This window comes from Burkholderia sp. Nafp2/4-1b (assembly GCF_003635165.1).
GTDB lineage: Bacteria > Pseudomonadota > Gammaproteobacteria > Burkholderiales > Burkholderiaceae > Burkholderia.
The window spans coordinates 74708-86516 of record NZ_ML058600.1 but is presented as its reverse complement, the minus strand read 5'-3'; the positions used below and the strand labels follow the sequence as shown (position 1 = coordinate 86516).

The 11809-nt window shown below is 58.3% G+C and carries 5 protein-coding genes; all 5 read left to right on the top strand.

Annotated features, from left to right (window positions below; genetic code table 11):
- The first annotated feature begins 13 nt into the window (after positions 1–13).
- Complete coding sequence (gene wecB, locus C7H84_RS08315) at positions 14–1195, top strand: UDP-N-acetylglucosamine 2-epimerase (non-hydrolyzing) (protein WP_121858367.1); 1182 nt, start codon at positions 14–16, stop codon at positions 1193–1195.
- A gap of 89 nt (positions 1196–1284) precedes the next feature.
- Positions 1285–2553, top strand: coding sequence for a UDP-N-acetyl-D-mannosamine dehydrogenase (wecC, locus tag C7H84_RS08310; RefSeq protein ID WP_121858366.1), 1269 nt, complete (start codon positions 1285–1287; stop codon positions 2551–2553).
- Between the two features lie 77 nt (positions 2554–2630).
- Positions 2631–6848, top strand: a complete 4218-nt coding sequence (locus C7H84_RS08305; RefSeq protein WP_240462007.1) for a glycosyltransferase — start codon at positions 2631–2633, stop codon at positions 6846–6848.
- Positions 6849–6918: 70 nt separating this feature from the next.
- Positions 6919–10395, top strand: a complete 3477-nt coding sequence (locus C7H84_RS08300; RefSeq protein ID WP_162999239.1) for a heparinase II/III family protein — start codon at positions 6919–6921, stop codon at positions 10393–10395.
- A 51-nt stretch (positions 10396–10446) separates the two neighbouring features.
- Positions 10447–11799, top strand: a complete 1353-nt coding sequence (locus C7H84_RS08295; RefSeq protein WP_162999238.1) for a hypothetical protein — start codon at positions 10447–10449, stop codon at positions 11797–11799.
- The last annotated feature ends 10 nt before the right edge of the window (positions 11800–11809 follow it).

Genomic DNA, 11809 nt, shown 5'->3' with positions numbered 1-11809 from the left:
CAACATAATTATCATGAAAATTCTGACCGTGTTTGGCACGCGGCCGGAGGCGATCAAGATGGCGCCGCTGGTACACGCGCTTAGGGGGATGCCGGGTGTGGACTGTCGTGTATGCGTTACCGCACAACACCGGCAAATGCTGGATCAGGTACTCGATCTTTTCGAGATACGGCCGGATTACGATCTGAACCTGATGAAGGCGGGGCAAACGCTTCAGTCGATCACGTGCGACATCGTGAACGAGATCACGCCTGTTCTCGCATCGTATCGGCCGGACTACATGCTCGTTCACGGCGATACGACGACCACGTTCGCGAGCGCTTTGGCGGCGTTCTATCTGAAGGTCAAGGTGGGGCACGTGGAAGCCGGGTTGCGTAGCGGCGACATGTACTCGCCTTGGCCCGAAGAGGGCAATCGCAAGCTGACGGGTCAGCTCGCCGACATTCATTTCGCGCCGACCGAGGCGTCGCGCGTGAATCTCATCGCAGAACGTGTTCGTGACGACGACATCATCGTGACCGGCAATACCGTTATCGATGCACTGCTGACGGTTACTCGCAGGCTCGAGCACGATAAGGTTCTGCAACGTCAGATGCGCGATGCATTTCCGACGCTTGAAGATGGGCGCCGCATGGTGCTCGTTACGGCTCATCGCCGAGAGAATTTCGGGGAGGGGATTCGGAATATCTGTCAGGCGATCCGTCAACTGGCCGCGCACTACACGGACGTCGATTTCGTCTATCCGGTTCACCTGAATCCGCAGGTCAAGCTCCCGGCCGAAGAAATACTGTCGGGCCTGCCCAACGTCCATCTGCTGAGTCCGCAGGACTATTTGCCTTTCGTCTATCTGATGTCGCGTTCCACGCTGATCCTGACCGATTCCGGCGGAATTCAGGAGGAGGCGCCGTCACTCGGTAAACCCGTGCTGGTCATGCGTGACACGACGGAGCGTCCCGAAGCCGTTGCCGCCGGCACGGTTCGACTGGTGGGTTCCGACAGCGGGCGAATCGTTGCAGCCTGTCGCGAACTGCTCGATGACGCCGAGCGCTATGGGGAAATGGCGCGCGCTCACAACCCGTACGGCGATGGCCGTGCATGCGAGCGCATCGTTCGCCACCTTGTCGGCGAAAGAGACCGCGCCGATCCACAGTCGTTTTCTTCGACCATGGACGCGGTTCGAGCGTGCGCCGGTTAATGCCGCGTGCGGCGATTGTGATCGATCAGCGCTGATTAGCGCGGCATCCGACCAGGCGCCGCGCCTCCATACACTATCAAGGACGTTCCGTGAAAAATTCCATCCAATCGATATCCGTCATCGGGCTCGGGTACATCGGCCTTCCGACCGCAGCCGTGCTCGCGTCGCGCAAAATCAAGGTTGTCGGTGTCGACATTGATCAGCACGCCGTCGACACGATCAATCGCGGCGAGATTCATATCGTCGAGCCGGAACTGGATATCGTCGTGCACGCGGCAGTGAACGAAGGATGGCTGCGCGCGACGACCCGGCCTGAAGCTGCAGACGCCTTCATGATCGCGGTGCCGACACCGTTTCACGGCGATTTCGAGCCAGACCTGTCATATGTCAAGGCAGCCAGCGAATCGATAGCACCGGTTCTCAAAAAGGGCGACATCGTCATTCTCGAGTCGACTTCGCCGGTCGGCACAACCGAGCAGATGGTGGAATGGTTGGCGCGTTCCCGGCCGGACCTTGTATTTCCGGAAAAGGGCAGGGACGAGTGCGACGTCTACGTTGCCTACTGTCCGGAGCGGGTGCTTCCTGGGCAGGTTATTCGCGAACTGATCGAAAACGACCGCGTTATTGGCGGTGTCAATCCGCTTTCCGCAATCCGGGCTCAAGAAGTTTACCGCACGTTCGTCAGTGGTCAATTGCTCGTCACGGACGCTCGCACGGCGGAGATGTCGAAGCTGACCGAGAACGCATTTCGCGATGTCAATATCGCATTCGCCAATGAACTTTCGCTGATTTGCGACAAGCTCAGTATCAATGTGTGGGAGTTGATCGGTATCGCGAATCATCATCCGCGCGTCAATATCCTGCAGCCCGGGCCGGGCGTGGGCGGTCACTGCATCGCCGTCGACCCATGGTTCATCGTCAACAAAACGCCGGATCAAGCGAAGTTGATTCGGCAGGCTCGCGAAGTGAACGATTCGAAGCCCCACTGGGTGATCGACAAGGTGCGCGCCGCGGTCGATTCGTTGTGCGAATCCGGGAAGGCGCGACGAGACATTCGAATTGCCTGCTTCGGCCTCGCGTTCAAGCCGAATATTGATGATTTGCGAGAAAGCCCGTCGGTCGATATCGCGCACAAACTCTCTGAGGCGTATCCGGAGCAGGTCCTCGTTGTCGAGCCGCATATCGATGCGATTCCGCAGAAACTCGAGTCCGGCGGCGCACGATTGTTGAATCTCGACGGCGCGCTGGCACGCGCGGACATCCTTGTCATGCTGGTCGACCATGCCCAATTCAAGGCGATGAAACCGACTCTGCGCGAATCGCAGCGACTCGTCGACACGAAGGGTATCTGGAGATGAATGGCTCCTGTCGGCGCGCCGCGCGCGACGCGGAATAGCAAAGACGAATCTGAATAGGCAGGGAAGGCGGGGTGAGCATGAATGTCGATGTCGGTGTGGGTGAGGGGCGAGATGAAGTCGCGGTTTTGCGACGGGAGCGAGATCGATATGCTGCGCTATGCGCGGCACTGCGGGCTGAACGGACTGCGCAGGACGAACTCGTGTCGCGGCTCGAAGCCGAAGCCGCGCGGTTGCGCGAGCCTCGAGGGGCCGCGACGAGTATCGACACCGGCCCGGTATCCCTGCGCGTCGACGGCGGCTCGGAGGTCGCCACGTATCGGCAGACGATCTCCGATCTCACTAGCCGATTCGATCGATTGAAAGCACTGCGTGAGCGGGAGGAGGAGACGTTCAGACAGTACCGTGCGGACACTGGGGTCACGATCGAAGCGCTCGCTGCGGAGCTTTCACGTCACGGTGAGACGATTGGCAGCCTCACGAAGGAGGTTGATGCTGCAAGGCGCGTTGCCCTGCAGCAGGAGCAACTGCGTGCGACGGGTTTTGCGACGCTCGAACAGAAAATTGCGTCATTGGAGGCGGAGCTCAACGCTCGCGCGATCGAACGGCAGGAAGTGGGTTCGATGCTGTCGGTGCTGCGTTCGGAAAGTAAGTCATCGTCAGCCAACCTCGAGAAAATCAAGCTCGATGCGGTTCGTACCAGGATGGCACTGACTGAAGCGAACGCGCAGATCGAACGTTTGCGCCAGCAACTGATCGCTGCAAATCAGCAAGTACTTCGGACAAAGAACACTCTATCGTTTCAGCTTGGGCATGCGTTGATATTCAGCACCAAGTCGTGGAGCGGATTCTGCGCGCTGCCGGGCAAACTGCTGGCAATTCACCGCTTGTCGAAGCAACGCAGCAATGACAAGCAAGCCAAAGGATTGAAGAGCGCCAGCGTTCGTCCCATACTGCAAGGCGTGCCGGCGCCGTCGGGCTCGAACGCTGTCGAGCACGTCGAGGTGGCTGCGCGTGCGCGACTGAAAGGCTTGCACGACGATGATGGTCAGCAGCTTGCTCACCGGATGAAGCAACTCAAGGTCGCGGCCATCATGGACGAGTTCACGTTCGGCTCGTACGACCCAGAATGCAACCTGTTGCAATTGACGCCCGCTCACTGGCAGACCGAACTCAACGCGTTCAATCCGGACATGCTGTTCATCGAATCCGCGTGGCGCGGCAAGGATGATCTCTGGGGAAGCAAAGTCGGCCACTTGAGTCAGGAGGTCATCGGCATCGTTCAATGGTGCCGCGATCACAAGATTCCGACGATCTTCTGGAACAAGGAAGATCCGGTTCATTTCGAGACTTTTCTGACGACGGCGAAGTTGTTTGATTTCGTCTTCACGACGGATATCGACTGCATTCACCGCTACAAGGCCGCCCTCGGCCACGATCGCGTCTATCTGCTGCCGTTCGCCGCTCAACCACTTGTCAACAACCCCATCGAGAAGTATGAGCGCAAGGATGCGTTCTGCTTTGCCGGAGCCTATTACGTACGATATCCGGAGCGAACGAGGGATCTGGGAAACTTCATCGTCAACCTGCCCGAGTTCCGACCGCTGGAAATCTACGACAGAAACTACGGGAAAAACGACGCCAACTACCAGTTCCCGGACGAATATCAGCCGTTCGTCATCGGTAATTTGCCGTACGCGGAGATCGACAAGGCATACAAAGGCTATCGATACGCGATCAACCTCAACTCGATCAAGCAATCGCAATCGATGTTCGCGCGTCGCGTCTATGAGTTGCTGGCATCGAATACGATCACCATCAGCAACTTCTCGCGCGGCGTCCAACTGATGTTCGGCGATCTTGTCGTTACGAGCGATAGCGGCGCCGAGATCCGACGGCGTCTCGAGGCATTGGGCCGCGACGAATCGGGTGCACGGAAGCTCCGCCTTGCCGCCCTTCGCAAGGTGATGCTTGAGCATACCTATCAGGATCGGCTGGCCTACGTGATTTCGAAGGTCAGCGAGGAGACTTTGCCGTCGCTGCTTCCGCAGATCGTCGTGATCGCCCACGCCAAGGATCAGGCCCAAGCTGACTGCCTGCTGCACTCCTTCGAACGGCAGCAATATCAGGCCAAGACGCTGGTGCTGGTGGTGCCCGACCAATTCCAACCTGCCGGCGTGCCGGAAGGAGACGCGGTACGCGTATTGTCGTCGCTTGAGTCGGAAACGGTAATGTTGCAGGCGCTCGCGTCGCCAGCTGCCTGGCTTTCCGTGATGGTCGCGGACGATTATTACGGCGCATACTATCTGACGGATCTCGCACTCGCGACGCGCTACTCGCAGGTGCTCGCGATCGGGAAGGTTGCCCAGTACGTATGGTCGGGCAGCAAAGGCTTGTCCCTGCTTCGCGAGAACGCAGCATATACGCACGTTGCCCAGGTTGATGCGCGATCGGGAATCGCGCGTTTCGATACATTGCCGGCGGTGTCGTTGCGCGAATGGACGAGGGAACTGTATACCGCACGATTTGAGCACGGATCGTGTTTCGCTGTCGACGAATTCAACTACTGCCGAAGCGGTGTTGCACTAGACGAGGCTGGCCGCGCGGCTGTCGACGACGTAGTTCTCTCCGATCATGGACTGACCCTCGACGAAATGCAGCGGAGGGCGGAAGCGATCGCTGCGGAGCGACTCGACAGCAATGCTCTTCCGCAATTGCGCGGTAGCGACTTGGCATCGCTGCTCACGAAAGCGCCGGCGAACAGCCGCGTATCGATGGTCGAACGGGGCGGTTGCCTGCAGGTCGATTCGGCGTTACCGGACGGCTCACACGAGTACTGGTACGCCGATCGCGATTTTTCGCCATCGGATCTGTCCGTCGAAAACGGGAAGCTGCGTTTCCATCTCGAAGTTTCCCCGGGTCTGAACATCCAGATTGTCTTGTTGTTCCTCGACGGTGCAAAGGCGCGGATCGGCCATGTCGTGAAGGCTTCGAATCGTAATCACGATGTCGAATTGCCGGCGGGCACGGCGTTCTTGCGGATCGGCTTGCGGATATACGCAGGTGGATCCGCCCGCGTGCAATCGCTGCTGCTCGGCCATCGATCGCTTCTGCCTGCCGATGTGTTTTCTCAGGGCCAACATCTCGTACTGACGAACCACTACCCGTCCTATGACGATCTGTACCGCAATGCATTCGTGCACAGCCGGGTGCGCGCCTATCGCGAAAACGGCGTGCAATGCGACGTTTTCCGCTTCCGTGACGAACAAACGGTGGAGTACCAGGAGTTCGAGAGCGTCGATGTGATGACGGGGGGCGCGGAGGTACTGGAGAGGTTGTTGCAGACGGGGCGATATCGCTCGGTCCTGGTCCACTTCCTCGATGATGCGATGTGGCACGCGCTGAAGCCTTACGCCGACAGACTGAAGATCGTCGTCTGGGTTCACGGCGCAGATATCCAGCGCTTCGAGCGTCGTGCATTCCTGTATGACGATGTGGAACAACGGTCTGCCGCTGCCCTGAAGAGCGAACGACGTTCGGAATTCTGGCGGAGGTTGCTGACGGACCGGCCGCGATTGATGCACTTCGTCTTCGTCTCGAAGTATCTGGCGACCACCGCAATGGAAGACCTCGCGGTGATGCTCCCGGATGACGCGTACAGCGTGATCCATAATCCGATCGATACCACGCGATTCGACTATATCGAGAAGGATGCGGAATTGCGCTGGAAGGTGCTGTCGATTCGGCCGTATGCGTCGAAGGTCTATGCCAATGACCTGAGCGTCGCCGCGATTCTTGCACTGTCATCCAAACCGGATTTCGATCGCATGCAATTCCACCTGATCGGCGACGGCGCGCTATTTGATGAAACCGTGGCACCGCTGCGACGTTTCCCGAACGTCCGGATCGAGCGGCGTTTCCTGACGCAACGCGAAATCGCCGTCCTGCACAAGGAGTACGGCGTGTTTCTGTGCCCGTCGAGAATGGATACGCAAGGCGTTTCACGCGACGAAGCGATGGCGTCGGGCCTCGTCCCGGTTACGAACGCGGTTGCGGCCATCCCGGAGTTCGTCGATGAAACGTGTGGCGTGCTGGCCCCGGCAGAGGACGCGAACGCACTCGCTGAAGGACTGCTGGCGCTCATTCGGGACCAGCGGCTGTATGCAGAATTGAGCGCCGGCGCGGCGCGGCGTGTGAGACGGCAAAGTGCCCGCGATGCGGTAATTCAAAGCGAGTTGGCGTGCTTTGTCGCGGGTCCCGAGACGGCAAAGCCACGAGGGACATCGGTGGCGCAATGATTCTCCACGCAGCATCGGGAATTATGCGTGCCCAAGATGGGTAGGCCTGAACAGGATAGGGTGCGGGTCGTTGACACTGGAATTGCACCGTCGACAAGAACTGCTGCGGGGAAAAATGGCTGACCACTACATGGATCGCGTCGTGTTGAGCGAGCGAAACTCGATGATCTACTGCGCCGCGCGCGTCGTCGAGAGGACGTCGATCGAGCTCGGAGCGACGATCGTCGGCGGATTACCGGATGGCACGAACCTGATTCTCCTTGTCAACGGTGATGCCTTGACGGAGCAACACGCGACAGAAATCGGATTCGTACCGACAAAGGGCGGCTATTACCAGTACCTGAAGTCGTCGCTGAAGGACGAACGACTGTGCCATGCATTCGATATCCTGCCGGAAGTCACTTCGGTCAGTATCCGGCTGTGGGGCATCGGCGTACCGCCTGTAGTGCTCGACGACCTTCGCATGACGGGTGCGGAAGAAGGCGGCGTTCGATTTCTGTCCGCTCGTCCGCGTCGCATCATCAAGCGGTGGGAGTCGCTTGGTGGGCAGCAGCCCCGACCGGTTGCCGCGAATTTGTTGCTCGCGAAGCATGCATGCGGTCCGGCATGTGTAGTGCATTGCAATAAATGGTTCGACTCGATGGACGGTTATGAGCAGCGGACGAAGCGCGTCGACTTCGGCCGCGACGACGTTTACGTTGAACGAAACACTGGAGAACTGATTCCGGCAAGCATTCAACGGGCACAGCCGGCAATGCTCGAGATTCCCAAATCGATCGACTTGTATCGGTCCGCAATCGGCGACAAGTCGCGCAATATGGTGCGAAAGGCCAGGCGGCTCGGTTACGCATACCGGGAAATCGACCCTGACGAACATGGGCAGGACATTTACGAGATTCGGACATCGGATCCGATGCGCCAAGGCCGTCCGATTCCCGAGTACTACTACAAGAATCCGCCCGAGCACGTATTGAAGCCAAGCGCGGTGGGCTGCCGGCTACATACCGAGCGATTCTATGGCGTGTTCAAGGATGATCGACTGGTCGCTTACATCACGCTATTTCTCTTTGGCGAGCTTGCGCAGGTCAATCACTTGCTATGCCATCGAGACCACGCGAGCAGTGGTGCGATGAATCTGAACGTGTTTCACGTCATCGATGAACTCATCAGGCATCAGCCTGAGGTGCGCTTCCTGAACTATCTCTATATCGGCCAATCCCAGGGTGGGATCAATCATTTCAAGGAGAGTGTCGGCTTCCGCGATACCGCCTTCATGACGTACGACAGCGTGATCGATCTTTACGCTCGGCATGAGCAAAGTCGATTACCGGCCGTCGTTTCGACGGCGGCATCGTTGGCTTCAGAGCCATCGTTCAAGCCGAAGATCAAAGACGCCAACTGGACGTTTCTGCGCGAGCAGGCGAGCGGTGACGTGATGCAGGCGATCGAACGCCGTATCGGCCGGCGTGTTGCGCGTCTGCCGATGCCTGCCTATCACGAATTCGAGCGCTATCTGTCACACGGATTGAGCGAGACGGTGATCGACTGGATGGAGGGAAGCTGCTTCGCGGTGCCGTTCCCCGACCGGCTTCCCGATGCGGACGACCGGCTCAGCGATTACATGCGACGTCGTTTCAAGCAGAGCCCGATATCGAACGACGATTTCGAAACCGCGTTCAAGGGTAGCGATTTCCGCGCGCTGGGCTATTTCCTGGTTAGCGATGACGATGCGTTGTTCTTCCGGGGCCTCTTGGTCATCGAGAAATTGACGCCGGTAGGAAAGAGCAATGTTCGCGGTCTGACCGAGGCGTTCCAGAAGTTCGGAAAAGGCGGGTTGCGGTCAAATTCGATCGTGCACAACAAGCCCCAGCGAACGTTCCAGACGCGAGATGAGTTCATGGCGGCTGTTCCGGCGGGCGTCTCGTCCCTCGACCGTGTCTGCCTTGCCGACGAGTATCAGCCGTTGGCAGATGGCTGGCGCCTCGGAAACATCGCGAAGATGTCATTTCCGTATTCGACGGCGATCGTCGATATCGACCTGAACAAGAAATTCGCGTGGAACTCGGAGCTGCCGAACAATTCAGTACGCATGTGGTACTACTCGTTGATATACATCGGCCGACTGCTTGCGACATATCAGCAGTCGAACGATGCCGCGTCCCTCGATCTGGCGTTGTCGTTGACGTCCGATTATCTGGACTACGTCGCCATTGCCGAGCAACGTGCCGGCGTCAACGGGATCGCATCCGCAGATCACGCGACGGCCGAACGGTTGAAAGTGATGCTGACGCTGCACCAGATCATCAGGAACTCGACGGATCCTCGATGCGTTGCCCTGCTGCCGCGAATGCTTGCGGAAATGCATTACTGCGCGGAGTGGTTGACGGAGGAGGCCAACCTTGGTGTCGGCAACCATCAGCTCATGGGTTGCATGTCCCTGATGTTTACGTATTCGCTGCTGTCGAACGAAGCCGGCGCGGTTTATCTCGAAACCGCGCTGCGCCGTGTACGCTCGCTGCTGGAGGAGTCGTTCGACAAAGACGGCCTATGTAACGAGAATACGATCGGCTATCACAACTTCAATCTGTCGTTGTACACAAAGATTCATGACGCGCTGGGGAAACTCGGAATCGCAGCAGCGATGCGCGCCGACATCGAGCCCGTGCTTGACAATGCAATGCGTGCGCTACGCCTGGCCATTTTCCCGAACGGCATGATCCCGCCCATTGGCGACTCGCCGCGATACGACTCGCGGGTCACTTCCATCAATGAATCGTTCTGCTTCTTCGAGTCCGGGTTCGCGGTCGTCAAGCGCGACGACTTCTATATGTCGTTGATCTGCGGCGGCAGGACGAACTGGCACAAGCACATGGACGACACGGCGATCTATCTGCAGTACAGGGGGGAAGACGTGTTCATCGATGGCGGGAGCTACTCGTACGATCAACGGAATCCGCATACTCGTTGTATTAGCTCGTCGGCCGGCCATAGCGGCGTATTTCTTTCCCAGTTCGACGGCCTGCCGCGATACGAACTGATAGCCAAGTACGGACCGGTGTCGGGCAGCATCAAACGGTTTGAGGAAAGTGATGATGGCGTACGCATCGAGTGCGCCTACTCTGTTCCCGGGTGCTGGACGAGTTTCCGCAGATTCGTATTCGTCCACTGGATCGGCGAGGTTGTCGTTGTGGACATGGTCAAGTCGCCGAATCCCTCTGCTGCCGTGCAACGCTTTCTTCTTGCGCCCCACGTCTCGGCGCACGCAGAGCAGGGCATCATCCGCCTTCAGGGCGAAACGTTTGAAGGAACAATCATCCACTCCTCGCGGCATGTGGATTTCTATCGCGGCGAGCAGGATGGAAAAGTGCGAGGGTGGAGTACGTATGACTTCGGCGAAATCTCGCCGACCACCGGTATCGATCTGAGTGGAGGACCGGTTGCCGGGGAATTCTCGTCGATCGTTGTGTTGAACGGCACTGATCCGGAAGGTTGTTCCGACAGGGCGCTTGCATTTTCGAACAAGTCCGATCCGTTTTTCACGAATTGATCGGCTGTTACCGGCGGACGCGCTGCTTTCCCAGATTTACGGTCTCGGCTTATGAACGATATTTCAAACTGCTATCACTCGACTGATGGCATTCAGCTGTCCGACGCAGGCGTTCAATTTTCGCTCGACATCACGGGCGTGCACCGGTTTTCGATCTGCATGGACCTGATCTGTGGACCACAAGTTACGACCAATTGTGCATTGGTTCAGGTCGAGTTCAGCGAACTGCCGAGCGAGCCTGAACGACTGGGGCTCGTATATTCGCACCATGGCTGGTGGTATCGATACGTGCCAACTCGCGCGGGACGCGTGTCGCTCGACTGGGAGTTTTCGCAAGCCGTTCCGTTTGCCGGTACCGTCTGCTTCAAGATTGTGACGTGGGGGGCGAATGACTTCGTACGTCTTCACTCCTTCGTCGCTCTGACGAGCCCTTCGGCCGAGCGGCTGGCGGCGCGGTATACGACGGCCCGCGATGCCGCGCGATATCCGCCCAAGGTGTGGGCGAGCATAAGCGAGTTCCTGTCTGCGACCGCGCTGCCGAACTGCGCACATATCATTCCGGTCAATGATCTGTTAATCGAATTCCTGCTCGTCGATCGCGGCAGCCCGGCACTGTTTTGTTTTCTTCACGGCAATGCGCCGCGATCTGATGTGTTCAAGCTGCCCGTATTCAGCGGCGTGTCGATGATGAACGATGTAAATAGTTCCGTTCTCATTTTCTCCGATCCTGCGTTGCTGCTGGATACTGAATTGACGCTTGCGTGGCATGTCGGCACGTCGACCACGCCGCTGCAGTATCTGTATGAACTGATCACGGAGAAAGTCCGTTCGGCTCTTGCTCCCGAGAGGCTGGTCTTCTGGGGCGGGTCGGGAGGGGGATTCGCATCGCTGTATCTGTCGACGAGGTTTGCCGATTCGACCGCCTTCGTATGGAATCCGCAGACCTCGATTCTGGCGTTCGAGGAGACGGCGGTACGGAAATTCGGTCGCGTTTGCTTTGGTACGGAGGATCTCGGGACGCTTCGCGAAAGGCTCGAAAAGGTTGCCGTGGCCGACCTGTGGCAAGTCTATCCGAGCGCGGCGAACCGCGTGGTCTATTTGCAAAACTACACAGACTGGCACACCGATTACCACTTGAAACCATTCCTGTCGAATTCGAGTTTTCGCGATGTGCGCGGAAGCGAGTTCTGGGGCTGGCTTGAAGATCGGTTCTTCCTGCACCTCGGCAGTCTCGCCCAAGGACACGAACCGCCACCGAAAGAGGCCATCAATGCGTTTCTCGTCAGGCTCGCGCAATCCGGTCCCGACGCAATCGAATCGGTAAGTGTACTTCCGGGCCGCACGGCGGCTCATGTCGGCGTGTCGCGTGACGCGCATGTGAATCAAGACGGGCCGCGGGCCTGAGAACAATGAG

Bases quoted from the DNA above. Each gene is read 5' to 3' on its own strand.
- wecB (WP_121858367.1), top strand. From the start codon at position 14: ATGAAAATTCTGACCGTGTTTGGCACGCGGCCGGAGGCGATCAAGATG.
- C7H84_RS08305 (WP_240462007.1), top strand. From the start codon at position 2,631: ATGAATGTCGATGTCGGTGTGGGTGAGGGGCGAGATGAAGTCGCGGTT.
- C7H84_RS08295 (WP_162999238.1), top strand. From the start codon at position 10,447: ATGAACGATATTTCAAACTGCTATCACTCGACTGATGGCATTCAGCTG.